The 25723-nt window shown below is 71.7% G+C and carries 27 protein-coding genes; 11 read left to right on the forward strand and 16 right to left on the reverse strand.

The window, feature by feature from the left end:
- Positions 1-7: 7 nt before the first annotated feature.
- Positions 8-1732, reverse strand: coding sequence for a ubiquinone-dependent pyruvate dehydrogenase (gene poxB / locus EDF51_RS15860; protein WP_134195602.1), 1725 nt, complete (start codon positions 1730-1732; stop codon positions 8-10).
- A gap of 89 nt (positions 1733-1821) precedes the next feature.
- Here poxB and EDF51_RS15865 point away from each other — a divergent pair, with 89 nt between their 5' ends.
- Positions 1822-2520 (forward strand): phosphatase PAP2 family protein, encoded by a 699-nt coding sequence (locus tag EDF51_RS15865; RefSeq protein ID WP_134195604.1) that lies wholly within the window; start codon positions 1822-1824, stop codon positions 2518-2520.
- 96 nt (positions 2521-2616) lie between these two features.
- Here EDF51_RS15865 and EDF51_RS15870 read toward each other — a convergent pair whose 3' ends face one another.
- On the reverse strand, positions 2617-3858 hold the full coding sequence (locus tag EDF51_RS15870) for a multidrug effflux MFS transporter (RefSeq protein ID WP_134195606.1): 1242 nt from the start codon (positions 3856-3858) through the stop codon (positions 2617-2619).
- Between the two features lie 46 nt (positions 3859-3904).
- On the opposite strand from EDF51_RS15870, the gene EDF51_RS15875 reads away from it, so the two are divergent.
- A complete protein-coding gene (locus tag EDF51_RS15875; protein WP_243837144.1) occupies positions 3905-4345 on the forward strand; it encodes a MarR family winged helix-turn-helix transcriptional regulator in 441 nt (146 codons plus the stop codon).
- On the opposite strand, the gene soxR is transcribed toward EDF51_RS15875, so the two are convergent.
- The 3 genes from soxR to EDF51_RS15890 all read right to left on the reverse strand — a co-directional run bounded on the left by soxR (position 4342) and on the right by EDF51_RS15890 (position 6474).
- Positions 4342-4824, reverse strand: a complete 483-nt coding sequence (soxR, locus tag EDF51_RS15880) for a redox-sensitive transcriptional activator SoxR (protein WP_134195608.1) — start codon at positions 4822-4824, stop codon at positions 4342-4344. The two genes, EDF51_RS15875 and soxR, sit on opposite strands and share 4 nt — an antisense overlap.
- 97 nt (positions 4825-4921) lie before the next feature.
- Positions 4922-5968: a YdcF family protein gene (locus EDF51_RS15885; RefSeq protein ID WP_134195610.1), complete on the reverse strand. Its 1047-nt coding sequence runs from the start codon at positions 5966-5968 to the stop codon at positions 4922-4924.
- Between the two features lie 50 nt (positions 5969-6018).
- Positions 6019-6474: a DUF1801 domain-containing protein gene (locus EDF51_RS15890; protein ID WP_134195612.1), complete on the reverse strand. Its 456-nt coding sequence runs from the start codon at positions 6472-6474 to the stop codon at positions 6019-6021.
- Positions 6475-6608: 134 nt separating this feature from the next.
- Between EDF51_RS15890 and mgrA the strand changes: the two genes are divergently transcribed.
- Positions 6609-7652 carry an L-glyceraldehyde 3-phosphate reductase gene (mgrA, locus tag EDF51_RS15895; RefSeq protein WP_123294639.1) on the forward strand — a complete coding sequence of 348 codons (1044 nt, stop codon included), beginning with the start codon at positions 6609-6611 and terminating at the stop codon, positions 7650-7652.
- A gap of 8 nt (positions 7653-7660) precedes the next feature.
- Here mgrA and EDF51_RS15900 read toward each other — a convergent pair whose 3' ends face one another.
- Positions 7661-8707, reverse strand: coding sequence for an aldo/keto reductase (locus tag EDF51_RS15900; RefSeq protein ID WP_134195614.1), 1047 nt, complete (start codon positions 8705-8707; stop codon positions 7661-7663).
- A 206-nt stretch (positions 8708-8913) separates the two neighbouring features.
- On the opposite strand from EDF51_RS15900, the gene EDF51_RS15905 reads away from it, so the two are divergent.
- On the forward strand, positions 8914-10179 hold the full coding sequence (locus tag EDF51_RS15905; RefSeq protein WP_134195616.1) for an MFS transporter: 1266 nt from the start codon (positions 8914-8916) through the stop codon (positions 10177-10179).
- Positions 10180-10182: 3 nt separating this feature from the next.
- On the opposite strand, the gene EDF51_RS15910 is transcribed toward EDF51_RS15905, so the two are convergent.
- The 7 genes from EDF51_RS15910 to EDF51_RS15940 all read right to left on the reverse strand — a co-directional run bounded on the left by EDF51_RS15910 (position 10183) and on the right by EDF51_RS15940 (position 17561).
- Positions 10183-10530 (reverse strand): monovalent cation/H(+) antiporter subunit G, encoded by a 348-nt coding sequence (locus tag EDF51_RS15910; protein ID WP_243648940.1) that lies wholly within the window; start codon positions 10528-10530, stop codon positions 10183-10185.
- A 5-nt stretch (positions 10531-10535) separates the two neighbouring features.
- A complete protein-coding gene (locus tag EDF51_RS15915) occupies positions 10536-10880 on the reverse strand; it encodes a sodium:proton antiporter (protein ID WP_123294605.1) in 345 nt (114 codons plus the stop codon).
- Positions 10877-11461, reverse strand: a complete 585-nt coding sequence (locus EDF51_RS15920) for a Na+/H+ antiporter subunit E (protein ID WP_123294606.1) — start codon at positions 11459-11461, stop codon at positions 10877-10879. The genes EDF51_RS15915 and EDF51_RS15920 overlap by 4 nt, the downstream gene beginning before the upstream one ends.
- Complete coding sequence (locus EDF51_RS15925; RefSeq protein ID WP_111085886.1) at positions 11458-13149, reverse strand: Na+/H+ antiporter subunit D; 1692 nt, start codon at positions 13147-13149, stop codon at positions 11458-11460. Before EDF51_RS15925 ends, EDF51_RS15920 begins: the two co-directional genes overlap by 4 nt.
- Entirely contained in the window at positions 13146-13598 is a 453-nt protein-coding gene (locus tag EDF51_RS15930) for a Na(+)/H(+) antiporter subunit C (RefSeq protein ID WP_111085885.1), read from the reverse strand. Before EDF51_RS15930 ends, EDF51_RS15925 begins: the two co-directional genes overlap by 4 nt.
- The gene (locus EDF51_RS15935) at positions 13595-16507 is read right to left on the reverse strand and encodes a Na+/H+ antiporter subunit A (protein WP_134195619.1); all 2913 of its coding nucleotides are present in this window, start codon (positions 16505-16507) and stop codon (positions 13595-13597) included. The genes EDF51_RS15930 and EDF51_RS15935 overlap by 4 nt, the downstream gene beginning before the upstream one ends.
- Positions 16508-16616: 109 nt before the next feature.
- A complete protein-coding gene (locus tag EDF51_RS15940; protein WP_134195621.1) occupies positions 16617-17561 on the reverse strand; it encodes a zinc-binding alcohol dehydrogenase family protein in 945 nt (314 codons plus the stop codon).
- Between the two features lie 81 nt (positions 17562-17642).
- Here EDF51_RS15940 and EDF51_RS15945 point away from each other — a divergent pair, with 81 nt between their 5' ends.
- The gene (locus tag EDF51_RS15945; RefSeq protein ID WP_111085883.1) at positions 17643-18050 is read left to right on the forward strand and encodes a MarR family transcriptional regulator; all 408 of its coding nucleotides are present in this window, start codon (positions 17643-17645) and stop codon (positions 18048-18050) included.
- Positions 18051-18054: 4 nt separating this feature from the next.
- On the opposite strand, the gene EDF51_RS15950 is transcribed toward EDF51_RS15945, so the two are convergent.
- Positions 18055-18804, reverse strand: a complete 750-nt coding sequence (locus EDF51_RS15950) for an SDR family NAD(P)-dependent oxidoreductase (RefSeq protein WP_134195623.1) — start codon at positions 18802-18804, stop codon at positions 18055-18057.
- Positions 18805-18849: 45 nt separating this feature from the next.
- On the opposite strand from EDF51_RS15950, the gene EDF51_RS15955 reads away from it, so the two are divergent.
- The 6 genes from EDF51_RS15955 (at position 18850) to EDF51_RS20465 (ending at position 23985) form a co-directional block, all read left to right on the forward strand.
- Positions 18850-19572, forward strand: a complete 723-nt coding sequence (locus EDF51_RS15955) for an SDR family NAD(P)-dependent oxidoreductase (protein WP_134195625.1) — start codon at positions 18850-18852, stop codon at positions 19570-19572.
- Positions 19569-20228: an FCD domain-containing protein gene (locus EDF51_RS15960; protein ID WP_131844846.1), complete on the forward strand. Its 660-nt coding sequence runs from the start codon at positions 19569-19571 to the stop codon at positions 20226-20228. The genes EDF51_RS15955 and EDF51_RS15960 overlap by 4 nt, the downstream gene beginning before the upstream one ends.
- Before the next feature lie 66 nt (positions 20229-20294).
- Positions 20295-20915, forward strand: a complete 621-nt coding sequence (locus EDF51_RS15965) for a VTT domain-containing protein (RefSeq protein ID WP_165901140.1) — start codon at positions 20295-20297, stop codon at positions 20913-20915.
- Positions 20916-20952: 37 nt separating this feature from the next.
- Positions 20953-21831: an SMP-30/gluconolactonase/LRE family protein gene (locus EDF51_RS15970; protein WP_243837145.1), complete on the forward strand. Its 879-nt coding sequence runs from the start codon at positions 20953-20955 to the stop codon at positions 21829-21831.
- A gap of 7 nt (positions 21832-21838) precedes the next feature.
- Positions 21839-22990 carry a 23S rRNA (uracil(747)-C(5))-methyltransferase RlmC gene (rlmC, locus tag EDF51_RS15975; protein ID WP_134195629.1) on the forward strand — a complete coding sequence of 384 codons (1152 nt, stop codon included), beginning with the start codon at positions 21839-21841 and terminating at the stop codon, positions 22988-22990.
- 302 nt (positions 22991-23292) lie between these two features.
- Positions 23293-23985 (forward strand): transglycosylase family protein, encoded by a 693-nt coding sequence (locus tag EDF51_RS20465; protein WP_131844842.1) that lies wholly within the window; start codon positions 23293-23295, stop codon positions 23983-23985.
- Between the two features lie 88 nt (positions 23986-24073).
- Here EDF51_RS20465 and EDF51_RS15985 read toward each other — a convergent pair whose 3' ends face one another.
- Together EDF51_RS15985 and EDF51_RS15990 are read right to left on the reverse strand one after the other, a co-directional pair.
- Positions 24074-25114, reverse strand: coding sequence for an LCP family protein (locus EDF51_RS15985; RefSeq protein ID WP_134195631.1), 1041 nt, complete (start codon positions 25112-25114; stop codon positions 24074-24076).
- Positions 25115-25192: 78 nt separating this feature from the next.
- Complete coding sequence (locus tag EDF51_RS15990) at positions 25193-25606, reverse strand: MarR family transcriptional regulator (RefSeq protein WP_131844840.1); 414 nt, start codon at positions 25604-25606, stop codon at positions 25193-25195.
- Positions 25607-25723 lie beyond the last annotated feature (117 nt).

Here is a 25723-nt window from a genome sequence, read left to right on the forward strand (position 1 = left end):
GTCGCGTCTACAGCAGCTGACGCGCGTTGGTCGACGCGAGGTCCAGCAGCTCGTCACCGCGACCGGACAGCACCGTGCGGATGGCGTAGAGCGTGAAGCCCTTCGCCTGCTCGAGCGTGACCGCCGGGGGCATCGACAGCTCCTGCCGGTTCGCGCGGACGGACACGAGCGCGGGGCCGTCGTGCGCGAGTGCGGCGGCCATCGCGTCCTCGAAGTCGTCGGAAACGTCGACCTTGAAGCCTTTGATGCCGATCGCCTCGGCGACCGCGGCGAAGTCCGGGTTCTGCAGCTCGGTGCCGTAGTTCACGAACCCGGCGGCCTTCATCTCGAGCTCGACGAAGTTCAGCGACGAGTTGTCGAACACGACGATCTTCACGGGCAGCTTGTTCTGCACGATCGTGATGAGCTCGCCGAGCAGCATCGTCAGGCCGCCGTCACCCGCGAGTGCGATCACCTGGCGGTCCGGGAACGCCGTCTGCGCACCGATCGCCTGCGGGACCGCGTTCGCCATCGTGCCGTGCACGAACGAGCCGATCAGGCGACGCTTGCCGTTCATCGTCAGGTAGCGCGAGGCCCACACGACGGGGGAGCCGACGTCGGGGATGAACACCGCGTCGTCGGCGGCGATCCTGTCGAGCACGCGCGCGACGTACTGCGGGTGCAGCGGTTTCTTCCGGCCCGCGGGGACTGCCAGGTCGTCGAGCTTCTCGCGGGTCTTCCGGTAGTGCTTCAGGGCGTTGTCGAGGTGCGTCGTCGGGTGTGACCCGGTCAGCAGGGGGATGAGGGCGAGCGCGGTGTCCTTCACGGTGCCGACCAGGCCGATGTCGACCGGGTGCCGTCGGCCGAGCTGCGACCCGCGGATGTCCACCTGTACGTGCTTCGCCTTGGCCGGGAAGAACTGCTGGTACGGGAAGTCGGTGCCGAGCATGAGCACGACGTCGGCGTCCTCCATCGCGCGGTACCCGGACGCGAAGCCGAGCAGGCCCGTCATGCCGACGTCGTAGGGGTTGTCCCACTCGATGTGCTCCTTGCCGCGCAGGGCATGCACGATCGGGGCCTGCAGCCGTTCGGCCAGCGCGATGACCTCGTCGTGCGCCCCGGCGACGCCGGCACCGGCCAGGATCGTGACCTTGTCGGCGCCGTTCAGCAGCTCGGCGGTGCGGAGCAGCTCGGCCTCGCTCGGCACGATGCGCGGCGTCGTGCGCTCGATGCGGGTGGTGCGGTCGTCCTTCGCCTCGGCGAGCAGGACGTCGCCGGGGATCACGAGCACCGCGACCCCACGCTTCTCGACCGCCTCGCGCATCGCGATCTCGAGCAGGCGGGGCATCTGCGTCGGGTCGGCGACGTACTCGACGTAGACCGAGCACTCGCGGAACAGCTCCTGCGGGTGGGTCTCCTGGAAGTAGCCGGAGCCGATCTCGGCGGTGGGGATGTGCGCGGCGATCGCGAGGACCGGGACGCGCGACCGGTTGGCGTCGAACAGGCCGTTGATCAGGTGCAGGTTGCCCGGGCCGCAGCTGCCGGCGCAGACCGCGAGCTCGCCGGTCAGTTCGGCCTCGGCGCTCGCGGCGAACGCAGCGGCCTCCTCGTGGCGGACGTGCTCCCACCGGATCGTGCCGTCCTTGCGCAGGGCGTCGGTGAAGCCGTTGAGGGAGTCCCCCGGCAGGCCGTAGACGCGGGCGACGTCGTTCTTGCGGAGGGTGGCGACGATGTTCTCGGCAACGGTTGGCATGCCTCCTGTCTACTCGCGGGCGGCTGCGCTGAGTGCTTTCAGAGGCTCGCCGGACCCGTGGTCGGAGTCCGGGCTGGGACGATGGTCGGATGACCGACGCGCCGCTGCTCCGCCCCCGCCGACCGGAGTCCGACGGCGCCGGGATCCTCGAGCCGTCGCCCTACCCGCTCGTCTCCGTCGCGATCGCGGTCATCGCCGTGGTCGTCATCACGCTCGTCGGGTTCGCCCTCGGCACCGTCGACCTCGGACTGTCGAAGGCCCTGAACGCCCTGCACACCGGCGCGATCGGGGCGTTCACCACGGCGGTCTACCACGTCATCAGTCCTGGGCCGGCGATCGGGATCACCGTCGTCGTCGTGGCCGTGATCTGGTGGCGCACCCGGAGTCTCCGTCCGGCCCTGGCCTTCGGCGGCACGATCGCCATCACGTGGGTGCCGTCCGCGGTCGTGAAGGAGATCGTCCACCGCGCCAGGCCCGACGTCGCCGTGCTGCCGCACCCGTTCCCGGTGCAGCCCGACCCCGGGTACCCGAGCGGGCACACCGTCTACATCACGGCGTTCGTGATCGCGCTGATCTGGCTGCTGCGCGAGACCCGGTGGCACCGACTCGCACTGACGCTCGGGGTCGTCGCGATCGTGGTCGTGTTCTTCTCGGTGTCGATCGACGCGGTGCACTACCCGACCGACGCGGTGGCCTCGATCCTGTGGGCGCTCGCCGTGGCCCCGGGGGTGCGGGTGGTGTGGGTCGACTGGCTCATGCCGCGGATCCCGTTCCTGCGGGGTCGGTAGTCGACGGGGCTGCCGACTCGGAACGACGTCCTGGTTGTCGTGCGACGTCGATGATGTCGTTCCGAGTCGACCCCGACCGAGTCGGCCCCGACCGGGTCAGGCCAGGCGGGTGCGACCCCGGGCGACGAGCAGCGCCACGACGGCCACCACGGCGGACGCGAGCATCACGATCGCCAGCGGTGCCGCCGTCACCGAGCCGCCGATGCTGACGAGCGGGGACACCAGCGCCGCGAGCCCGAACTGCAGCGCACCGAGCACGGCCGACGCGCTGCCGGCAGCGGCGGGGACCGCCCCGAGTGCCAGCGCCGTGGCGTTGCCGAGCACCAGGCCGAGCGAGCCGACCGCGGTGAACAGCGGGACCGCGAGCCAGAACACGGGTGCCGCGAAGACGACGAGCAGCGCGAACGCGACCGTCGAGGCGAACACCAGGGCGATGCCGAGCGACAGCACGCCGGTGACCGAGCGCGTCTCGGTGAGCTTGGCGGACACGATGCTCACGCCCATCAGGGCGAGCGCGTTCAGCCCGAACGCCAGGCCGTAGCCGACGGTGCCGAGCCCGATCATGTCCTGGTACAGGAACGGCGAGGCGGAGATGTACGCCATCATCACGGCGAACGCGAAGCCGAACACGGCGATGTAGCCGAGGAAGGTGCGGGAGCGCAGTGCACGGAGCGGCGAACCGGAGCTCTTCCGCTCCTCGCGCAGCACATCGCGGTGCGCCTTCAGGTGGGTCTCACGGATGACGGCGAGCACCGCGACGAGCATGACCACCGACAGGCCGAGGACGATCGACAGCAGGCCGCGCCAGCCGATCGGACCGGTGAGCAGGCCACCGAGCAGCGGAGCGACGACGGGGGCGACCCCGCCGACGATCATCATGAGCGAGAACGCGCGGGCTGCGGGCTTGCCGGTCGCCAGGTCGGAGATGACCGCACGGCTGATCACCATGCCGGCCGCACCGCCCAGGCCCTGCAGGAGTCGAGCCGCGATGAGCACGCCGATGTTCGGTGCGAACACGGCGGCGACGCTCGCGAGGACGCACAGTGCCGCGCCGGCGATGAGCGGCGGCACGCGGCCGAACCGGTCGGACAGCGGGCCGAAGACGAGCTGGCCGGCCGTGACGCCGACCAGGAACGCGGTCAGGGTGAGCTGCACGGTGGTGGCGCTCGCACCGAGCTCGGTGGTCATCTGCGGGAACGCCGGCAGGTACAGGTCGGTGGCGAAGGGGGCGACGGCGCTGAGCAGGCCGAGCACCAGCAGCAGCGGTGTCGTGATGCCCTGCTGCCTGGTCGCGGGTGTCGCGACGTGCGCGCGGATGGTTCCGGTGTCCGTGGTCATTGTTATGAAAGCATAACTCATTGCCGATCCTCGGTACAGTACGGACATGCACTCCGCCGTGTCCGACCACGTCCTCGCCGACCTCGCCGACGTCGTGCTGCGGATCTCGCGGGAGATCGACCCGCACGGTGCCGGGGCGCTCGAGATCGTGTCGCTCACCGGGACCGAGGCGCTCGTGATGCGCTGGGTCGACCGCAACCCCGGCACCTCGCCGAGCGCGACGGCCGAGGCGACGGCACTCAAGCGCAGCAACCTCAGCGTCGCGCTGCGGTCCCTGGTGGAGAAGGGGATGGTCGAACGTCGGCAGGACCCGGACGATGCGCGGACCGTGCAGCTGCACTCGACCGACGTGGCGCGGGAGAGCATCGGACGCCTCCGTGCGCACTGGGCCGGCAAGCTCCGCGCCGCGCTCGGCGACGACGACGCCGGGTTGCCCGAGGCCCTCGCGTTGCTCGACCGGATCGACGAGGGGCTGCGCGGGGTCTAGCCCTGCGGGGCGTCGTCCTCGATCGGCAGCAGCCGCCGAGCGCCGTGGCCTTCGTCGCCGAGCGTGTCGCCCGGGTTCACGACCGAGCACGCCCCGAGCGAGACGCAGCCGCACCCGATGCACTGCGTCATCTCCTGCTGCAGCCGCTCGAGTTCGAGCTGGCGTGCCCGCAGCCGTGCGCGCCACCGTTCGTTCAGTCGGTTCCAGTCGCGCAGGGACGGCATCCGGTCGGCCGGCAGCGTGCCGAACTGCTCGGCGACCTCGCTGAGCGGGATGCCGAGGCGCTTCGCCACCTGGATGATCGCGATCCGCCGTTCGACGTGTCGCGGGTACATCCGGGTGCCGCCGTCGGTGCGCTCGGGACGGATCAGGCCCTTTCGCTCGTAGAAGTGCAGGGCCGACGCGGCGACGCCGGTGCGTCGGACGATCTCGCCGATCGGGAGCAGGTCGGTCGGGCGGGGCGGCTGGATCTCGACCATGGTCGAGATCCTACGGTGGATCTCGACGCGACGAACGGGCGGACGGGAGGCCCGTGGCGGGCCCGCCACGGGCCTCCCGTCCGCCCGTCGGTCGCGTCTACCGCTGCTGGAACGACTCCCAGAGCAGGAACGCAGTGAACAGGACGAACGGCGTGCACGCCACCACGTTGAGCCAACGGTGCTCGACGACCACCGCGACGAACTCGCGCAGGAACGCACTCGGCACGTAGTACGGCGCCGTCGGCGAGCCGACCACCTGCGCCGGCAGGCCGAGCCGGCGGGCCAGGGTGGCGGCGCGGAGCACGTGGTAGTCGTTCGTGACCACGACGACCGGACCGTCGCGCCCGGCCTCGGCCTGCACGGCGCGCGAGAACCGCAGGTTCTCGCGGGTGTTGCGGGACTCGGTCTCGGGCCGGACGTCGTCGGGGTCCGCCCCGTTCGCCAGCAGGTACTCCGCCATCGCGGTGCCCTCGGCGCGCGGTTCGTCGTCGCCCTGCCCGCCGGAGGGGATCAGCAGCGGCCGACGCGCGGCGGCCCGTTCGGCGCAGTACACGACGAGTGCGCGGTCGAGGCGGCTGCGGAGCAGGGGCGGCACCTCACCGCGGATCAGCCCGGAACCGAGGACGACGATCGTGTCCGGCACGGTGCCGTGACGCATCCGGCCGTAGACGACGGAGTACACGGCGAACGCGACGAGGGCCACGGCGAAGTACCCGCAGACGAACACCATCAGCACGGCGACCGCGATCCGGGCGCCGTCCCAGAGCGTGAACCCCTCGCCGCTCGCGGACACGAACAGCGCGATCGCCACCGCCGGCAGCACGAACACGAGCACCCCCGCGACCAACGACAGGGTGTTGCCGAGACTGCGCCCCTCGGAGCGGAGCATCCGGAACCCGTTCGCGATGAGGGCCACACCGAGGACGACCACCGCGAGCGGGACGAGCAGCAGCACGGTGCCGACGACCAGGCTGAACCCGGGGACCACGAGCGTCAGCGCGGTCACGGCCGTCGCGAGCGCGAAGAACGCGGCCGCCGTCAGGAACACGCCGTTCCGGAGCATCCGCGGGTCACGCCGCCTGCTCGCGACGTACAGCAGCAGGAAGACCAGCGCGAAGCAGGCCGGCACCCCCACGGAGGTCATCGGTCGGCCGAACGGAGCGCGGTCATGCGCTCACGGTACCGGCCGCGGGGTCAGGCGACCGCGCGGCGGATCAGGTCGGCGACGGTGGCCTCGTCCACCTCGGAGAACTCCGGCGTGATCGCCCACGACGTCGGCCAGAACGTCCCGTCGTCGAGCGCGGCAGAGTCCTGGAACCCGACCGTCGCGTACCGGGCCTTGAACTTCGCGGCGTCCTGGAAGAAGAACGCCGCCTTGCCGTCCTGGTAGTACGCGGGCATGCCGTACCAGAGCTTCGGCGCGAGGTCGGGCGCGACCTCGAGCGCGGTCCGGTGGATGCGTTCCGCGAGACCGCGGTCCGGCTGGGGCATCTCGGCGATCTTCGCCTCGACCGCGGCGGCGTCCGCTGCCGCCTTCTCCGCCTTGGTGCCCTTCGTGCCGCGGGTGCGTTTGACCTCAGCGGCGTGCTCCTGCATCGCCGCGCGTTCCCCGTCGGTGAAGGTGCCCTCGGTCTTCGTCGTCCGTGCCATGGTGGTGCCCTTCCGTGTCGGTGCGTCGATCATGCACCCGATCACGCTCGTGGCGCTCGTCCGATCACGCTCGTTGCGCTCGTCCGATCACGCTCGTTGCGCTCGTCCGATGGCGCTGGTGGCAGGCTCGGACCATGACCTACATCGCCAGCGACGACCGCTACGACTCGATGACGTACCGCCGCACCGGCCGCTCGGGCCTCGACCTGCCGCTGCTCTCCCTGGGGTACTGGCACAACTTCGGTGACGACGTGCCGTTCGAGACGCAGCGCGCGATCAGCCGTCGGGCCTTCGACCTCGGCATCACGCACCACGACCTCGCGAACAACTACGGCCCGCCGTACGGAGCCGCCGAGGTGAACTTCGGGCGCCTGATGCGTGAGGACTTCCGGCCGTACCGCGACGAGATGGTCGTGTCGACCAAGGCCGGCTGGGACATGTGGCCGGGGCCGTACGGCCAGGGCGGCGGTTCGCGGAAGTACGTGCTCGCCTCGCTCGACCAGTCCCTGCAGCGGACGGGCCTGGACTACGTCGACGTCTTCTACTCGCACCGCCTCGACGCCTCGACCCCGCTCGAGGAGACGATGGGTGCGCTGCACACGGCGGTCCAGCAGGGCAAGGCGCTGTACGTCGGCATCTCGTCGTACGACGCGGAACGCAGCCGCCAGGCCGCCGCGATCCTGCGCGACCTCGGTACCCCGCTCCTCATCCACCAGCCGTCGTACTCGATGCTCAACCGCTGGATCGAGACCGAGGGGCTGCTCGACGCCGCCGGCGAGCTGGGCTTCGGCGTGATCGGGTTCACCGCGCTGGCGCAGGGCCTGCTCACCGGCAAGTACCTGGACGGGGTGCCGTCTGATTCCCGAGCCGCCGCCGGCAAGTCGCTCGACGCGTCGAGCATCACCCCGGAGGTCGTCGGGCACCTCCGGGCACTGAACGACGTCGCCGCGGCTCGTGGACAGTCCCTGGCGCAGCTCGCCCTGGCCTGGGCGCTCCGTGACGAGCGGGTGACCTCACTCGTGATCGGGGCGTCGAAGGTGTCGCAGCTCGAGGACAACGTCGCGGCGCTGGCGAACACCTCGTTCACCGACGAGGAGCTCCGCACCATCGACGAGCACTCGGTCGGCATCACCGACGTCGACCTGTGGGCGGGAGCGCGTGCCGGCGAGGTCTCCTGACCGCGGACCTACGAGCGGTTCGGTCCGGCGCCCACCGGGGTGCGACCGCGGAGTCGTTCGCGGCTGAGCGCCGGCAGCGCGAACCCGGTGTCCCGTTCGAGCACGTGGGTGCCCGGCGCGACGATCGCGTCGATCGCGTCGAGCAGCCCGTCGTCGAGGACGATCTCGGACGCCTGCACGTAGGCGTCGACGTGCGACACGGTGCGCGGCCCGATCACCACCGAGGACACGTCCGGGTGGGTCAGGGCGAAGGCGACCGCGAGCTCCGACACCGTGAAGCCGGAGTCGTCGGCCAGGCGTCCGAGCCGGTCGGCGACCTCGAGCTTCCGACGGTTCCGCGGGGCGCCGATGTCGTACGCGTCCGGGTGCTCGTCGACGTGCGGTGAGCGTGGTTGAACGGTGCCGTTGCGGTAGGTGCCCGCGAGCCAGCCGCCCGCGAGGGGTGCTCCGGCCAGGACCCCGAGACCGAAGCGGCGGGCGACCGGGAACACCGTGCGCTCCGCCGTGCGGGTGAGGATCGAGTAGGGCACGTGCGTCGCGGTGGCGCTCTTCGACCCGGACCGCAGCCACTGCGCCTCGACGAGCTCCTCGGCCGGGAACCCGGGGAGGCCGAACGCGCGGATCTTGCCCTGTGCCACCAGGTCGGCGAGGGCGTCGAGCGTCTCGTCGAGCGACGTCGCCGGGTCCGGCAGCGCCGGCTGGTACAGGTCGATGACGTCGGTGCCGAGTCGCTGCAGGGTCCGCTCCACGGCACGGAACATCCACCGCCGCCCGTTGCCGCGGTGCGCCGGGTCCTGGTCGACCGGGGCGCCGAACCGCACCGACAGGAACACGTCCTCGCGCCGTCCGGCGATCGCCGCGCCCACCGCGGTCTCGGCCAGGCCCGCGCCGTCGGCGTCCGAGACGTCGACCGACGTCACGCCGCGGGTGAGCGCCTCGAGCACGAGGGTCACACCGGCCGACGGGTCGTGGGCCGCGACGCCGGCGACGGCACGCGTCCCCAGCGTCAGCGAGCTGACGGGCGCCCCCGTGCGCCCCATGCGTCGCTGTTCCATGCGCGCCACGATATGGGCCGTGCGGGCCGCAGGACGGTCCGGTGACGAAGCATTACCCCTGGCCCTGACCGGAACGGTTGGTACGATGGGCGCAGTTCTGAAACACGCAGTGTGTATCTACCGGCCGCCGGCTCCCCGGCGGACAACGGCGGCACCCGATGGGTCCGCCCCCACCGAACCGGGCCGGGCCGAGAAGGCACACCCCCATGCTCCACGCCAGTCCCACCCCGTCCGCGCCCGCCCCGGAGCGCACGGACACCGCGACCGCCGGAGACGCCTCGCTCGTCTCCCTCGCCGGACGCTGGTACTTCCCGGTGGCGTTCATCGCCCGCCTGCCGTTCGCCATGATGGTCGTCGGGGTCCTCACCCTCGTCGTGGCCGCGCGTGACTCCGTCGCCCTCGGTGGCGTCAACTCCGCCTCGGTCGGCATCGGTGCGGCGGTGTTCGGACCGATGGTCGGCGCCGCCGCGGACCGGTTCGGCCAGCGTGCCGTGCTCGTCCCCGTCGGCCTCGTCAACGCGGCGCTGCTCGGCGCGTTCCCCTTCGTCGTCAGCGGCAGCGCGCCGGACCTCGCCGTGCTCGCGATGGCGTTCTGCATCGGGGCGTCCGCGCCCCAGGTCGCGCCGATGTCCCGGACCCGGCTCGTCGCCATCATCGCGCAGCGCATGCGGCCGGCCCGTCGCGAGAAGACCCTCAGCGGCACGATGGCGTACGAGTCCGCCGCCGACGAGACCGTCTTCATCATCGGCCCGTTCCTGGTCGGCATCCTCGCCAGCGCGATCGCCCCCTGGGTCGCCGTGGCGGGCGCCTCGGCCCTGACCTTCGTGTTCGTGACCGCCTTCGCGCTGCACCCCACCGGCAAGCTCGTGCTCGGGCAGCACGAGGAACTGACCCAGGCCCCGGCCCGCCAGCTCCTGCGTCCGCGCCTCGTCGTCGTGGTCGTCGGGATCCTCGGCATCGGCCTGTTCTTCGGCTCGACCCTGACGTCGCTGACGGCGTTCATGGAGACCCACGGCGAGGCGTCCCAGGCCGGCCTGCTCTACGGCCTGATGGGCATCGGTTCGGCCGGACTCGCGCTCGGGTCCGCAGCGTTCCCGCGGTCGTTCGGCCTCGGCTGGCGCTGGCTCGTGTTCGGTGTCGTCCTGCTCGGCGGCGCGATCGCGTTCTCGCAGGCCGACTCCGTCGTGGCGGTCGGCATCGTCCTGGCGATCATGGGCGTCGGCATCGGCCCGACCCTCGTCGCCCAGTACAGCCTCGGGTCGGACCGTTCACCGGTCGGCCGGTCCGCGACCACGATGACGATCCTCGGATCCGCCGTGATCGTCGGGCAGTCGATCGCCTCCGCCATCACCGGCGACCTGGCGGAGCAGCACGGCACGTCCGTCGCGATGGTGCTCCCCGCGGCCTCGGCAGCGGTCGTCGTGCTCGCGGCCGTCGTCAACCTGCTGCTGCGGCGCCGTACCGCCGCCTGACGATCAGGACTCGGTGTCGTCGACCAACAGGTCCTCATGCCGGTAGTCGTCGGCACGCAGCCCGGCGCGGGCGATCATGTGCGTCGAGACGGGCACCAGGAACAGCTGGAACACCATGATGGGCAGGACGACCCAGAACGCCGTCCAGGTCCCCACCGCGACGACGATCGCGGCCAGCCCGAACGCCAGCCCGAGCACTTGCGGCTTCGCCATGGCGTGCAGGCGGACGAGCGGGTCCGGGAACCGCACGATGCCGACCCCGGCGCCGAGGGACAGCAGCGAACCGATGAGCAGCAGGGCGAGCGCGATCCACGCCCGCACGCCGGCGCCGTCGAGGAACGCCTGGATCATCTCGGTCACGACTGCTCCTCTGCTTCGGCGGCGTGCTCGGGGGTGGTGACGCTCAGGCCCTCGTCCGACGGGTCCGAAGACGGCGTGACCGCTCGGGCCACGGCGACGGTCGCGAACACGCTCGTCGCCGCGATCACCACGAGCACGGGGATCCCGGTCAGGTCGCGCCGGACCACCATCGACGCCGCGATCACCACGAGCACGGTCGTCAGGACCATGTCCGATCCGATCATCCGGTCGAGGATCGTCGGGCCGCGCACGATCCGGAACACCGCGAGCGCGAGGGTGGCGCCGAGCAGGGCCAGGACCAGGGCGATGCCGATCCCCATGACGACGACGGCGGCGCTCATCGGGTGACCTCCGGCAGCGGTTCGGACAGTTCGGAGACGTCCTGCTTCGAACCGAGGGCACGGATGACCATGGCCTCGATGCCGAGGGCCTCGCGACGGGCGGCCTCGACCTGTTCGACCCGCTCGGTGTCGAGCACGTGCAGCAGCAGGCGCCGACGGCGGAGGTCGACGTCGGCGACGTACGAGCCGGGCACCAGCGAGATCGCGAGGGTCGCCAGCGTGAAGGTCATCTCGGCGGTGGAGTGCAGCTGCACGAGCGTGATGGAGCTCCGGCGGACACCTCGCGGGCGGAACGCGACCCAGGCGACCCGGAACGACGCCGTGATGACGAGTCCGGACCACACCACGAGGAACCGGACGGCGTGCACGATCGAGAACCGGGCCGACAGCGGGACCGGCGGGAGCGGCAGCGCCTGGGTGACCAGGAGCGCCACCACGATGCCGCAGAGCAGGGTCAGTGGTGTCCACGAGCCCCAGAGCAGGGCCCACAGGACGGTCAGTCCGGCGACGAGCGGGACGTCGTACCGCCACGCCACCGCGATGCGGCGGGCGTTCGCGACGTGTCGGGTGTCGGTGTTCACCGGTCACCCCCGAGGACGGCCTGCACGTACCGGTCCGGCGACTCGAGCGACTCCGCTGCGCGGCTCGCGTACCCGTAGAGCGGGCCAGCGACCACGGTGAGGGCGACGGATCCGAGGACCGCGACCGTCGTCACACCGACGAGCATGCGCGGCAGCCGGACCTTGGTCGGCGCTTCGCCGACCGTCTCGGTCGACCCGGTGGTCGGACGGGAGGCACTGCTCGCGTGGGGTGCGTCGGTGACCGTCACCGAGCCTCCTGGGTGGAAGGCCTCACCCGTCTCCTCGGAGACGGTCAAGGGGGCGGGTTCCGGCGACCGCAGGGCTGCGTGCGGTTCGGCGGTCGTCGCGTGCGGCGCCGCAGCCTCGGCCGCGGGCTTCGGCCGCCAGAAGGCAGCGTCCCACACGCGCATCAGCGCGTACAGCGTGAGGAGCGACGTGACCACGCCGGCGGCGATCGTGACGTACGCCAGCGGGGAGCCGTCCTCGGCTGCGGCGCGGAACAGCCCGAGCTTGCCGATGAAGCCGGAGAACGGGGGGATGCCGCCCAGGTTGAACGCCGGGATCAGGTACAGCGCGGCCAGCAGCGGCGCGGCCTTCAACAACCCGCCGAGCGACCGGGTCGACGTGGTCCCACCGACGCGTTCCATCAGGCCGGACACCAGGAACAACGTGGTCTGCACGACGATGTGGTGCACCGTGTAGAACACCGCGGCCGCCGTCCCCGCCACCGTCCCGAGCCCGACACCCATCACCATGAAGCCGATGTGGCTGATGAGCGTGAAGGACAGCAGGCGCTTGACGTCGGTCTGCGACACCGCGCCGAGCACCCCGACGACCATCGTCAACACCGCCACCACGAGCAGCACGTTGTTCAACTGCGGCCCGGGGAAGATCACCGTCTCGAGGCGGATGATCGCGTAGATGCCGACCTTCGTCAGCAGACCGGCGAAGACGGCCGTGACCGGGGCCGGGGCGGTCGGGTACGAGTCCGGCAGCCAGAACGCCAGCGGGAAGACCGCCGCCTTGATGCCGAAGCCGATGAGCAGCATCGTGTGCAGGAGCAGCTGCACGTGCTCGGGCAGCTCGGCGACGCGCTCGCTGATCTGGGCGATGTTGACCGTGCCGGTCGCGCCGTACACCAGGCCGATCGCGGCGAGGAAGATCGCCGACGCGATCAGGCTCGTGACGATGTACGTGGTGCCGGCCCGGACCCGCTGCTCGCTGCCGCCCAGGGTGATGAGCACATAGCTCGCCACGAGCAGCATCTCGAACGCCACGTACAGGTTGAACAGGTCGCCGGCGATGAACGAGTCGAGCACGCCCGCGGCCAGGACGAGGTAGGTCGGGTAGAAGATCGTGACCGGGGCCTCGCCGTCGTCGGCTGCGAGCCCCTGGCCGATCGAGAACAGCAGGACGATGAGCAGCACGCTGGCGCTCACCGTGAGGAGCAGGGCGCTGAGGCGGTCGACCACCAGCGAGATGCCGTACGGGGCATCCCACCCGCCGACCTGCACGACGATGGTGCCGTGGTGGTCGACGAGCACCATGAGGGTCGCGGCGACGGCGAGTGCGACGACGAGCACCACGACGGTGATCGCTCGCTGGAGCTTCTGGTGCCGCAGGAGGCCGAGCGCGACGGCGGCGCCGAGCAGCGGGACGAGGACGAGGAGCGGGACGAGCCAGGTCATCGGTTCACTCCGTCCTGGTGCGGTTGGTGTTCGTGCGGATCGTCGGCGTCCTCGGGGGACTTCGGGTCGAAGTCGGCTTCCGGGTCGTCGTCGGGGTCGTCGCGCGTGCGGCCGATGGCGACGTCCGCTTCGTCGACCTCGACCTCGTCGGCACGGGACAGCTGCCACGAGCGGTGGATGAGGGCGAGCAGGAACGCGCTGACGGCGAAGGTGATGACGATCGCGGTCAGGGCGAAGGCCTGGGGGAGCGGGTCGGTGATGCCCTCGGAGGACTTGCCGATCGGCGGGTTGCCGGCGGCGCCCGACATCACCAGCAGGAGCAGGTTCAGGGCGTTGCCGAGCAGCAGGAAGCCGAGCAGCATCCGGGTCAGGGACCGTTCGAGCAGCAGGTAGACGCCGCAGGAGAACAACACGGCCATCGCGATCACGAGGACGAGGGTGACGGTCATGTGGCGCTCCCTTCCGGGGTGGGGGCCTCGAGGGTGTCGCGGACCGACCCCTCGGTGGTGTCGCGGGTGGGTGCCCCGGCATCCTCGAGGCGTTGCCGGTCCACCTCGGCCCCGAGGCTGCGGAGGACGTCGAGCACCAGGCCGACGACGACCAGGTACACCCCGATGTCGAAGAACGTCGCGGTGACGAACTCGACGTGGCCGAGGACCGGGACGGTCGCCTCGAAGAACTCGGAGTACAGGGCTTCGCGACCGAAGAACAGCGGCACGATCGCGGTGATCGCTGCCGTCGCGACACCGAGTCCGAGCAGTCGACCGGCACGGACCGGGGCGGCGGCGCCGAGTTCGGCCGGGCCGCCCGCCAGGTACCGGGCCGCCAGCGCGATGCCGGCGACGAGGCCACCGGCGAAGCCGCCGCCGGCCGCGTTGTGCCCGGCGAACAGCAGGTAGACCGACAGGACGATGAGCCCGTGGAACAGCAGTCGGACCACGACGTCGAGGAGTGCCGAGCGGCCGGTCGGGATGGCGGCGCTCGTCGGCAGCCAGGCGCGCGGCTCACCGTCGGTGCGCTGGCCGTCGGCCGTCAGCTTCTCCGGCAGGTCACGGAGCCGGGGCAGCGTGTCCTCGCGGGAGTTCACGAAGATGAGGCTCGCGACGCCCGTGGCCGCGGCGACGACGACGGTGAGCTCACCGAGGGTGTCCCAACCGCGCAGGTCGACGAGCGCGACGTTGACGACGTTGAGGCCGTGGCCGAACGAGCTCGTGAGCGCCGGCAGGTCCGGCCAGATCGGGTCGGCGGTGCGCGCCGAGGCGGCGACGATGACGACGATCGCCAGCGTGAGGCCGGCCAGCCCCGCGAAGAGCGCGCGCACGATGCGGAACCGGCTCGGGTTCGTCGTCGCGATGCGCGGGGGGAGCCGCCGGAGCACCAGCACGAACGCGATGAGGGTGACGGTCTCGACCACGAGCTGCGTGAGGGCGAGGTCGACCGCGCCGTGCAGGACGAACAGGACGGACATGCCGTAGCCGGTCACGCCCACCAGGACGGCGGCGGCGAACCGGGTCTTCGCGGTGAGGACGGCGATGGCGCCGACGGACATCACGATGACGACCGGGATCTGGCCCCACGAGTCGGAGAACCGGACGTGGAACTCCCACGGCCCGCCGAGCACGAGGTTCGCGAGCGCACCCGCCACGAACACCGACAGGATCACCGTCAGGTAGTAGGGGAGCGAACCCCGCTGGACACCGGCGGTCAGGCCCGTCGCGAACCGGTCGAGGCCGCGCATGAGGTGCCGGTAGGTGCCCGAGGCGCTCGGGAACCCGGCGAGCTGGTGCTGCAGTGCCTCGACCGGACGTCGGAGGGCGAACAGTGCGAGACCGCCGACCAGGGTGACTGCCGAGATGCCGAGCGCCGGTTCGAGGCCGTGCCAGAGCGCGAGGTGGGGGACTTCCTCGCCGGGGAGCGAGGCCATCGTCGCCGCGGGCTCGATGCCGTGCGCGACGACCGGGGTCAGCAGGCCGAGGGCGAGACCGGTCAGCGCCAGGATCGACGGCACCACACCCAGACCGTGCAGGGCGTGCGGTTCCGTCTGGGCGACGTCCGGCTTGCGGGCGAACGCTCCCCAGAAGAAGCGGAGCGAGTACGCCACGGTGAGCACCGAGCCGAGCGTCACGCCGACGAGGGCGAACCAGGCCCAGCCGGCGTCGGGGCCGTGCAGCGACTCGGTGAAGCCGGTCAGCACGGCTTCCTTCGCGACGAAGCCGATCGTCGGCGGGATGCCGGCCATCGACACGAGCGCGAGGGCGGCCACGACGGCCAGCCACGGTGCCTTCCGGCCGAGGCCGCTCAGGCGTCCGAGGTCGCGGGTGCCGGTGGTGTGGTCGATCGCCCCGACGACGAGGAAGAGTGTGGACTTGAACGCGGCGTGCGCCACGAGCAGGGCGACCCCGCCGAGCGCCACCGCGGGCGCGCCCCACCCGGCGGCGAGCACGAGGAACCCGAGCTGCGCGACGGTGCCGTAGGCGAGCAGGAGCTTGAGGTCGGTCTGGCGGAGCGCCCGGTAGCCACCGATGAGCATGCCGAGGACACCGAGCACGGTGATCGTCTCGCGCCAGCCGTCGAGCAGCGCGAACGCCGGGGCGAGCCGGGCCACGAGGTAGATGCCGGCCTTCACCATCGCTGCGGCGTGCAGGTACGCGCTGACCGGGGTCGGAGCTGCCATGGCCGCGGGCAACCAGAAGTGGAACGGCACGATCGCCGACTTCGTCAGCGCGCCGAGCAGGACGAGGACCACCGAGACGGTGACGATCGGTCCGGTCGGCGGGGCGGCGATGATGCCGGAGAGCGAGGTCGTGCCCGCCGTGACCGACAGCATGACCAGGCCGGCGAGCATCGCCAGACCGCCGGCGGTGGTGACGACGAGGGCCTGCATCGCGGCCGCTCGGCTCGCACGCTTGTCGGCGTCGTGTCCGATGAGCAGGTAGGAGAAGACCGTGGTGGCTTCCCACAGGACGAAGAGCACGATGACGTCGTCGGCGAGGACGAGCCCGAACATCGACCCGGCGAACGCGGTCAGCACGCCCGCGAACCGGCCGATCCCCGGTTCGTCGCGCCCGAAGTACGAGGCGCAGTAGACGAGCACGAGGGCCCCGACGATCGACACCACGAGCGCGAGCACCCACGACAGGGCGTCCATCCGCAGCGTGATCTCGAGGTCGAGCTGCGGGACCCACCGGTGCCGTTCGACGACGCTGCCGTGCAGGGCCGCGTCCGTCTGCAGCACCGTCAGCACGGCGGCGGCTGCGGGCGCGAGGGCGGCCACGTAGAAGACGCGGCGGCCGAGGACGGGGGTCAGGGCGGGGACGATCAGGGCGACGATCGCGAACGCGACGAGGACGAGGACCATCGGGCACCTCCTCGGGGTCGGGCTGCAGTCCGGCTCACTGGGCCCTCACAGCCTAGGAAGAGTGGGATGTGGAGAACCTGTGCGACCGGACAGCCTGCCCGCGCTCGGTTCACACTGTGAACACCACTCTGCCCGTGCTCCCGGCGGGCTGTCCGGCCCACGTCGCTTCGACGTCCGCCAACCGCACGGCCGTCGCGTCCACCCGGACGGTGCCGTCCGCGATCGCACCGACGATGCCCGGGAGCTCGGCGACGAACCCGGCGCGGCCAACCGAGCCCTGCCCACTGCCGACGATCGTCAGGCCCGAGGCGCGCAGTGCCGCGGACGGGATCGTCGCCTCGTGGCCCGCGGTGGAACCGATCGCGATCCAGTCGAGTCGGCGGCCCGGGTCGGTGCGGGCGGTGACGACGGCGCGCATCACGTCGGCCGCGGGCTGGCCCCAGACGTAGTCGATGACCACGTCGACGTCGGCTGCCGCTGCGCCGAGGGCGTCGACGTCGGTCAACGGCAGCACGACGTCGGCGCCGAGGGCGGTGAGCGCCGCCAGCCGCTCCGGGTTGCGACCGCTCGCGACGACGTGTGCGGCACCGAGGTGCTTCGCCACCTGCACCGCCGCGGTGCCCGAGGCCCCGGTCGCGCCGAGCACGAGGACGCGGCTGCCCGGGGCGAAGTCGATCCGCCGGCGCAGGGCCACCCACGACGACAGCACCGGGTTCACACCGGCGGCCACGGTGACCGGGTCGGCACCGTCGGGCAGGACGACACTCGCCCGCGGGTCGACCGCGACGCGCTCGGCCATGGTGCCGCGGGTGTCGCTCGCGACGGCGACGTAGCGGAGCGTGCCGTCGGGGAACCGGGCGACGCCGTCGACGCCGGGGGCCAGGGGGAGCGCGCCCTCGCTGGTGTAGTGCGAACCGTCGGCCTGCGAGCGGACCCGCGGGTGGAGACCGGCCGCGACGACGTCGACGACGACCTCGCCGGGTCCGGGAGTCGGTTCGTCGAACTCCTGCCAGGTCGGGGCGTGGCCGAACTCGGTGACGACTGCTGCGTGCATGGTGTCCTCCATTTGCTTCGTGTTACGAACAAAGTAGTTCGCATCACGAAGTTCGTCAACTAGGCTGGAGTGGTGCAGGAGATGACCGAGGACGAGCAGCTCGTCGATGCCCTGGGCGAGGCCGCGTTCCGGACGATGGGGCCGCTGACCGGGCTCGCGGCCGATGCGGGGCTGTCGCTGACGCAGCTGCGGGTCCTCGCGATCCTGCGTGACCGTCGTCTGCGGATCGGTGACCTGGCGCAGTACCTGGGGCTCGAGAAGTCGACGATGACCGGGTTGGTGGCGCGCGCGGAGAAGAAGGGACTGCTCGCACGGCAGCCGAACGCGGACGACGCCCGTGCGGTGGACGTCGTGATCACCGACGCCGGTCTCGAGGTGGCGCGCTCGCTCGAGGGTGCGATCCGCGATGCACTGCTGCCGCTCACCGCCCGGTTGCCGGAGCGGGATCGGCGCCAGCTGCGCGCGCTCCTGGAGCGGATGCTGCGCTGACCCCTCAGCGGCCGTGTGCGCGTGCCGGGATCTGCGTCGCGAGCTTGCCGCCGGAGACGTCGAGCAGGGTGCCGGTGATGTAGCCCGACGCGTCGCTCGCCACGAAGACGAGCAGGTCGGCGACGTCGTCCGCGGTCTCCCAGCGGCGCAGGGACAGGGTGTCGAGCAGGCGGTCCTGGGCATCGGCCGGCATGGTCGCGAAGCCGTTCATCGCCGTCGGGACCATGCCCGGCGCGTACGCGTTGACAGTGATGCCCCACGGGCCGAGCTCCGACGCCAGCACCCGGGTGAACGAGACGACCGCGGCCTTGGACGCCGCGTAGGCAGCGCTGCCGACACTCGGGACGATCGCGGCGAACGAGGCGGCGTTGATGATCCGCCCCCGCCCCGCGGCCTGCATCACCGGCGCGACGGCCTGGCTCATCAGGAAGGTGCCGCCGAGGTTGACGTCCATGCACCGGCGCCAGGCGTCCCACTGCAGCTCGGCGACGGTGCCCTCGACGTTGATGCCGGCGTTGTTCACGAGCACGTCGATCGTGCCGTGCCGGGTGACGACCTCGTCGACGGCGGCCCGGACCGACTCCGGGTCGGCGACGTTGCACACGACGTGGTCGAGCGGGAAGTCGGGTTCGAAGGCCAGGTCGAGGGCGACGACGCGGCACCCCTCGGCGACGAAGCGATCGGCGAGCGTGCGTCCGATCCCGCGTGCTGCGCCGGTCACGACCACCACACGGTCGGTCAGGTCGAGGTGCATCGTTGCTCCTGTCGTCGGTTGTTGCAATAGGCATACTATTGCAGCATGGCGAAGCAACGGGTGCTCTGGGTCACCGGCGGCGGCAGCGGCATGGGTGCCGCGAGTGCCGAGGCCGCTGCGCGCGACGGGTGGACGGTGGTCCTGAGCGGGCGGCGCGTGGACCGGCTCGAGCAGGTCGCGGCGACGATCACGGCCTCCGGCGGCACGGCGGCGGTCCTGCCCCTCGACGCTGCCGATCCCGCTGCCGTCGCGTCTGCGCGGGACACCGTGCTCGAGCGGTTCGGACGACTCGACGCGGTCGTGCTCGCCGCCGGGCTGAACGCGCCGCGGCGCCGGTGGGACGACCAGTCGTTGCCGGACTTCCGCGCGATCGTCGACACGAACCTCACCGCGGTGGCCACGGTCGTCGACGCCGCACTGCCTGCGCTCCGCGAGTCCGGCGGCGTGGTCGTCGTGGTGTCGTCCTACGCCGGGTGGTCCTTCCAGCCCGGCGCCGGCGTCGCGTACTCCGCCTCGAAGACCGCGCTCGGTTCGGTCGTCCGGAGCCTCAACGAGCAGGAAGCACACCACGGGGTCCGGGCGACGCACCTGTGCCCCGGTGACGTCGCGACCGACTTCCTCGACCAGCGGCCGTCGGTGCCCGACGCCGCCGCACGATCGGTGATGCTGCAGCCGGAGGACATCGCCCGCGCGGTGTCGTTCGTGCTCGAGGCGCCGTCGTACATGCGCGTCGACGAACTCGTGGTCAGCCCGGTGTCCCAGCGGTGACCAGCACGTTCGACCGCGTCCTCGACCAGATCGGTGCCGCCGTCGTCGCCGGCGCCATCGCCGTGGGTAGCCGCCGGAGCATCGACGACCTGGTGGCGTCGACCGGGGCCAGTCGCAGCATCGTCCGCGAGGCCGTCCGCGTCCTCGTCGCCCTCGGCCTGGTCACCGCGCGGCGCCGGGTCGGCGTGACCGTCCTCGGCGTGCTGGAGTGGGACGTCCTGGATCCGCGGGTCGTGCGGTGGCGCCTCCGGGGCCCGGACGGTGACCGCGTGGCGGTCGAGCTCCGCGAACTCCGCGCGGCGGTCGAACCCGCCGCAGCCGCCGCAGCAGCCCGGCGGGCGCCCCTCGACGAGTGCGCGGACCGACGGGAGGCGCTCCGCACCACCGCGGACGAGCTCGCGGCCGCAGCGGCCCGCGACGACCGCCTCGACTTCGTGGCCGCGGACGTGCGGCTCCACGCGCTCGTGCTCGACCTGTCCGACAACACGCTGTACCGACGCCTGCACCGCGTCGTGGGCCAGGTGTTGCGCGAACGCGGGAGCATCCGCCCGGACCGGCACGACGTCGGCCTCCACCTCGCGCTCGCCGCTGCCGTCGTCGACGGCCACCCGGACGACGCGGCCGCGGCGATGCGGGCGATCGTCGAGCGCACGTGAGCGGTGCCCCGCCGACCTGGGAAGATGGAGTCCGGTGCGCTCCTCCGGCGCCCGTGGAGGGTGAGCGTGGACGCAGCACAGGACCTGGTCGTCCAGCTCATCGGCACCCCGTGGACGTTCGTCGTGGTCGGCCTCGTGCTCGCCGTCGGCAGTGTCGCGGTCTTCCTCCCCAGCCAGGCGCTCGTCGTCGCGGTCGGCACGCTCCTGGTGGGCGGTGACGGCGGCCTCCTGCCGGTCCTCGTCCTCGTCGTCGCGGCCTCGATCGGCATGGTCCTCGGCGACCTCGGGTTGTACCACCTGGCGCGCTCGGTCGACCTCGGCTCGAGGTCGTGGTTCGCGCGTCCGAAGGTCCGTAAGGCCCGGGACGCCATCGACGGCCGCTACCGTGCCGCTCCCGGGCGCATCGCGGTCCTCGGACGCTTCATCCCGATGGGCCGGCTGACGACGAACCTGGTCGGCGCGGACAGCGGGCTCGACGTTCGGCGGTTCCTGGTCAGCTGCGTGCTCGCCGACGTCGTGTGGGCCGCGTACTGCGTCGGCATCGCGGCGGCCACCGGGCGCTGGAGCCGCGAGCAGCCCTTCCTCGTCACGACCCTCGCGGTCGTGGCGTCGATCCTGCTCGGCCTCGCGATCTCGGCGATCGAGAAGGCCGTGCGACGACGCAGCGAGGCGGCGGCCGCGGCCTGACGAACGTAGGGTGGGGACACCGTTCGAAGGAGAACCCGTGCTGCTCGACGACCTCGTACCGGACCCTGACGCGCTCGAGCGCATCGCCACCGGCAGCACGTGGGCCGAAGGACCCTGCTGGATCCCGGCGTCCCGCACCCTGCGCTGGTCGGACATCCCCGGCGACCGGGTCCTGCAGTGGCACGCCGACTCCGGCGAGACCTCCACGTACGCCGAGGGCGTCGAGTTCACCAACGGCCGGACGCTCGACCGCGACGGCAGTGTCGTCCAGTGCTCGCACGGACTCCGGCGGGTTGAGCGCGACCGCGACGGCACCGTCACGCCGATCGTCGACGCCTGGGCCGGCGTGCGGTTCAACTCGCCGAACGACGTCGTCGTCGCCCGGGACGGCAGCGTGTGGTTCACCGACCCGGCCTACGGCATCACCCAGCCGCGCGAGGGTCACCCCGGCGTGCGCGAGTACGGCGACCACTGGACGTTCCGCTGCGGACCGTCCGGCGAGGACCTGCGCCCCGTCGCGACCGACGTCGACGAGCCGAACGGACTCGCCTTCGACCCGTCCGGGCAGATCCTGTACATCGCGAGCTCGTCGGGGGACGAACCGGTCATCCGCGCCTACGACCGCGGCGGTGACGGCGGCGACCTGCTCAAGAACGGCCGGGTGTTCGCGCGACTCGAGCCGGGCGAGGGCGCACCGGACGGCATCCGGGTCGACGTGCACGGCAACGTGTGGTCGTCGTCGCACCGCGGCGTCGTGGTGTTCGACCCCTCCGGCGAGCGGATCGGCGAGGTGGCCGTCCCCGAGGTGACGTCGAACCTGTGCTTCGGCGGCGACGACGGCACGACGCTGTTCCTGACGGCGACGACGTCGGTCTACCGGATCGCCACGACGACGCGGGACGCTGCCGTATCCTGACTCGGCCATGCAGTGCGACTACTTCGACCGCGGGGTGTGCCGGTCCTGCACGCTCATGGGGCAGCCCTACGCCGACCAGGTCCTCGACAAGGAGCTCCGCACCCGCGAACTCCTGCACGACGCCGTCGAGGCGGCTGGCGGCCCCGGAGCCGTCACGTGGTCACCGGCGATCACGAGCCCCGAGTCCGGGTACCGGAACAAGGCGAAGATGGTGGTCGGCGGTTCGACGGAGCACCCGACCGTCGGCATCCTCGACCACCGGCAGCGCGGCGTCGACCTGCGGCACTGCGGGATCTGCACGCCCGGCATCCGACACGCGCTGCCCCTGCTCGCCGACTTCGTCCAGACCGCGGGGTTGATCCCGTACGACGTCGCTGCCCGACGCGGCGAGCTGAAGTACGTCCTGGTCACCGAGTCGCCCGACGGCGAACTGATGGTGCGGTTCGTCCTGCGGTCCGAGGGGCAGGTGGCTCGGATCCGGCAGTACCTCGATGTGCTGCGTGACGCCCTGCCGAACGTGGTGGTCGTCACGGCGAACCTGCTTCCCGAGCACAAGGCCGTGACCGAGGGCGACCGGGAGATCGTCCTCACCGAGCAGGAGACGCTGCCGATGCGCCTCGGCGGGATCACGATGCACCTGCGGCCGCAGAGCTTCTTCCAGACCAACACCGCCGTCGCCACCGAGCTGTACGCGCAGGCCTCGGCGTGGATCGACGAGCTCGACCCGGCGTCGATGTGGGACCTGTACTGCGGCGTGGGCGGGTTCGCCCTGCACGCTGCGCGACCGGGACGAGCGGTGACCGGCATCGAGACGAGTGCCGAGGCGATCCGTTCGGCGAAGCAGTCCGCGCGCGAGGCCGGGCTCGAGGGGCTCCGGTTCGCCGCCGACGACGCCACCGAGCACGCACTCCGCGCCCGACCCGACGCGGTGCCCGAGCTCGTCCTGGTGAACCCGCCACGACGCGGGATCGGCGAGGCGCTGTCGACCTGGCTCGAAGAGTCCGACGTGCAGCACGTCGTCTACTCGAGCTGCAACCCGGTGACCCTGGCGAAGGACCTCGCGCGCATGCCCTCGTTCCGGCTGCGCCGCGCTCGTGTGCTCGACATGTTCCCCCAGACCGGCCATCTCGAGGCCGTCACGCTGCTGTCGCGGGCGTGATCCGGGCCTCCTGGCCGGCATTGCCAGGGAATTGCCAAGGTGACGTACCCGGGTACGGGTCGATGACCATGGCCATGGGCATCGAGGCGTACAGGTTCGAGTGCGGGGTACATAGCACCAACGGGTAGAACCGTTTGTCTCGGTTTGATAACGGTGAAGAGTTTCCTATGGTTGCCGACCGAGGTGCCGCCGGCCCGATGACCACTGCCCCCGGTGGCGCACCCCACAACTGACCGCGATCGGTCGGGGTGGGCAGTGGATTCCGCGTTCGAAGCGGCTCGTGACCCCGGTGGAGCAATCACATGAAGAAGCTTTCCCGTACCCGCACCATCGTCGGCGGCCTCGCGTTCGCCGGCATCGCCGCGACCGGTGTCGGCCTCGCGGCAACCCCCGCGAACGCTGCGTCCGGCTCGACCTGGGACGCCCTCGCGCAGTGCGAGTCCGGCGGCAACTGGGCCATCAACACCGGCAACGGCTACTACGGCGGCCTGCAGTTCAACCTCGGCACCTGGCAGGCGAACGGTGGCGTCGGCAGCCCCGCCGGCGCGAGCCGCGAGGCCCAGATCGCCGTCGCCGAGCGTGTCCTCGCCACGCAGGGCTGGGGCGCCTGGCCGGCCTGCTCGGCCCAGCTCGGACTGAGCGGCACGAGCGGTGCCGCACCGGCCGCCGCTGCTCCGGCTCCGGCAGCCCCCGCTGCTCCGGCCCCGACGCAGCAGGCCGCACCGGCTCCCGCTGCCCCGGAGCAGGCCGCACCGAGCACCCCGGCTCCGGCACCCGCGCAGGAGGCCGCCCCGGCAGCCACCACGCCGAGCAAGCCCGCCGCCGTGAAGACGAGCGGCAAGACGTACACGATCGCCTCGGGCGACACGCTCGACACCATCGCCACCAAGCTCAAGATCGACGGTGGCTGGAACAAGCTGTGGGCCGCGAACACGTCGACCATCGACGACGCGAACCTCATCTACTCGGGCCAGGAGCTGCAGCTCCCCGCCTGATCGTTCCGCCGAACGAACACGACGACGCCCCGCGACCTCGGTCGCGGGGCGTCGTCGTGCGTGGTGCGTGTCGGGCGGGACGGGAGCGCTACTGCTGGTTGTCGGCCAACCAGGCCGCGACGTCGGCGGAGCGCAACGCCTGCGACAGCGAGCGGACCGCCAGGTCGTTGAGCATCACGATGGACTGCCCGTCCGGCGAGGTTCCGGAGCCCGCAGTCGGCACCGTGAACGTCTCGAGGTCGTCGGTCCGGACGTCGCGCAGCGACCACCCGAGGCCGATCAGGGTCGGGAAGGTCAGTCCGGCATCCACTGCGAGGTGCTCGCTCGTCGCGGTGACGAAGTCCTGGATGCGCCCGGGGTCGGTGAGCGTGCCGCGGGAGAGCAGCCCGCCGACGACCCCGCGCATGAACGCCTGCTGGTTCAGCACGCGGGTGTGGTCGGCATCGGCGAACGAGTACCGCTCGCGCACGAAGGCGAGTGCGGCGTCACCGTCGAGCCGGTTCGCGCCGGCGACGAACTCGTGCTTGCCTGCGGCGAACGCCTGCCCGGAGTCGACCGTGACACCGCCGAGGGCGTCGGTCATGTCCTTGAACCCGGTGAAGTCGATCTCGGCGACGTGGTCGATGCGGACGTCGAGCAGCTGCTCGACGGTCTGCACGGTGAGCGGGACGCCGCCCCACGCGTACGCGGCGTTGATCTTGGCGCTCCCGTGACCCGGCACGTCGACCCACGAGTCACGCATGATCGACATCAGGTACACGGCCTGCCGGTCGGCCGGGACGTGCGCGAGCATCAGGGTGTCCGAACGGCCACCGGCCTCGGATGGCTTGCCGTCTGGTCCGCGTGCAGCTCGTGAGTCGGACCCGATGAGCAGGATGTTCTCGCCGCCGGACGCAGCGGGTCGGGTCCCGCTCGGGAACGGGTTCGCGATCGTGTCGTGGCGGGCGTCGAAGCTGCGCGCCAGGCCGCCGACGAAGATGCTCCCGACGACGGCGATCACGGTGGCGATGCCGACCAGCGAGCCGACCGTCGCGAGCAGTGCGACGAGGAGCGGGCGTCGGCGCCGCGGGTGGCGTCCGCTTCGGGTGGCGGTGTCGGCGGCCAGGCGGGCCGCCCGTCGTTCGGACATGCGGGACTCCAACGGGTTCGCGTCGGCGTGCCACCGACCGACCCATCGTACCGCATCTGGTATTTCAGGTACAGGGTGTCAGTTGTTCGGTTGCCGTGACTTCCCGAGCAGTTCCGTGAGTGCCGTCCGCAGTGCCGGGTCGTCCGGCAGGACCTCGCGCTCGATGTGCCGAGCGGTCTCCCACGCTCGGCGTCCGTGATCGGTCACGGTCACGAGGCGCCGGCGTCGGTCGTCGGGGTGCGGGGTGCGCTCGACGAGGCCGTCCCGCTCCATGCGCTCGAGGGTCCGTGACATCGTCTGCGGTTGCACCCGTGCCGTGCGGGCGATCGTGTCGGCGCCCGTGGGGCCCGTGCGGATCAGGATGTCGACCGCGATGAGGGCCGCGTGGGGCAGCCCGATGGCGCGGAGGCGTTCATCCCAGTCCCGCTCGACCGAGCGTGCCGCGGCCGACAACAGCCGGCCGAGGGGCCACTGCTCGGTCGTGTCGTCCATGGGCGCAGTCTACGGTCGCCAGCTGTCGCGGTCGGCGTCGCGGTCGGTGTCACGACGGCGTCACGACGGCGTCGCAGCCGTCTAGTAATCAGCATGCTGACGACCGGTGTACGCTCA

It is taken from the genome of Curtobacterium sp. PhB25 (assembly GCF_004365375.1).
Lineage (GTDB): Bacteria > Actinomycetota > Actinomycetes > Actinomycetales > Microbacteriaceae > Curtobacterium.

What these genes read in the sequence shown, in the direction of transcription:
- EDF51_RS15990 (WP_131844840.1), bottom strand. Translation starts at nt 25,606, where the DNA reads ATGGACGACACGACCGAGCAGTGGCCCCTCGGCCGGCTGTTGTCGGCC.
- EDF51_RS15910 (WP_243648940.1), bottom strand. Translation starts at nt 10,530, where the DNA reads ATGATCCAGGCGTTCCTCGACGGCGCCGGCGTGCGGGCGTGGATCGCG.
- EDF51_RS15915 (WP_123294605.1), bottom strand. Translation starts at nt 10,880, where the DNA reads ATGAGCGCCGCCGTCGTCGTCATGGGGATCGGCATCGCCCTGGTCCTG.
- EDF51_RS15900 (WP_134195614.1), bottom strand. Translation starts at nt 8,707, where the DNA reads ATGGAACAGCGACGCATGGGGCGCACGGGGGCGCCCGTCAGCTCGCTG.
- EDF51_RS15875 (WP_243837144.1), top strand. Translation starts at nt 3,905, where the DNA reads ATGCACTCCGCCGTGTCCGACCACGTCCTCGCCGACCTCGCCGACGTC.
- EDF51_RS15955 (WP_134195625.1), top strand. Translation starts at nt 18,850, where the DNA reads ATGGCGAAGCAACGGGTGCTCTGGGTCACCGGCGGCGGCAGCGGCATG.
- EDF51_RS20465 (WP_131844842.1), top strand. Translation starts at nt 23,293, where the DNA reads ATGAAGAAGCTTTCCCGTACCCGCACCATCGTCGGCGGCCTCGCGTTC.
- poxB (WP_134195602.1), bottom strand. Translation starts at nt 1,732, where the DNA reads ATGCCAACCGTTGCCGAGAACATCGTCGCCACCCTCCGCAAGAACGAC.
- EDF51_RS15950 (WP_134195623.1), bottom strand. Translation starts at nt 18,804, where the DNA reads ATGCACCTCGACCTGACCGACCGTGTGGTGGTCGTGACCGGCGCAGCA.
- EDF51_RS15870 (WP_134195606.1), bottom strand. Translation starts at nt 3,858, where the DNA reads ATGACCACGGACACCGGAACCATCCGCGCGCACGTCGCGACACCCGCG.
- EDF51_RS15885 (WP_134195610.1), bottom strand. Translation starts at nt 5,968, where the DNA reads ATGACCTCCGTGGGGGTGCCGGCCTGCTTCGCGCTGGTCTTCCTGCTG.
- mgrA (WP_123294639.1), top strand. Translation starts at nt 6,609, where the DNA reads ATGACCTACATCGCCAGCGACGACCGCTACGACTCGATGACGTACCGC.
- EDF51_RS15890 (WP_134195612.1), bottom strand. Translation starts at nt 6,474, where the DNA reads ATGGCACGGACGACGAAGACCGAGGGCACCTTCACCGACGGGGAACGC.
- EDF51_RS15985 (WP_134195631.1), bottom strand. Translation starts at nt 25,114, where the DNA reads ATGTCCGAACGACGGGCGGCCCGCCTGGCCGCCGACACCGCCACCCGA.
- EDF51_RS15930 (WP_111085885.1), bottom strand. Translation starts at nt 13,598, where the DNA reads ATGACCGTCACCCTCGTCCTCGTGATCGCGATGGCCGTGTTGTTCTCC.
- rlmC (WP_134195629.1), top strand. Translation starts at nt 21,839, where the DNA reads ATGCAGTGCGACTACTTCGACCGCGGGGTGTGCCGGTCCTGCACGCTC.
- EDF51_RS15940 (WP_134195621.1), bottom strand. Translation starts at nt 17,561, where the DNA reads ATGCACGCAGCAGTCGTCACCGAGTTCGGCCACGCCCCGACCTGGCAG.
- soxR (WP_134195608.1), bottom strand. Translation starts at nt 4,824, where the DNA reads ATGGTCGAGATCCAGCCGCCCCGCCCGACCGACCTGCTCCCGATCGGC.
- EDF51_RS15905 (WP_134195616.1), top strand. Translation starts at nt 8,914, where the DNA reads ATGCTCCACGCCAGTCCCACCCCGTCCGCGCCCGCCCCGGAGCGCACG.
- EDF51_RS15935 (WP_134195619.1), bottom strand. Translation starts at nt 16,507, where the DNA reads ATGGTCCTCGTCCTCGTCGCGTTCGCGATCGTCGCCCTGATCGTCCCC.
- EDF51_RS15925 (WP_111085886.1), bottom strand. Translation starts at nt 13,149, where the DNA reads ATGACCTGGCTCGTCCCGCTCCTCGTCCTCGTCCCGCTGCTCGGCGCC.
- EDF51_RS15865 (WP_134195604.1), top strand. Translation starts at nt 1,822, where the DNA reads ATGACCGACGCGCCGCTGCTCCGCCCCCGCCGACCGGAGTCCGACGGC.
- EDF51_RS15945 (WP_111085883.1), top strand. Translation starts at nt 17,643, where the DNA reads ATGACCGAGGACGAGCAGCTCGTCGATGCCCTGGGCGAGGCCGCGTTC.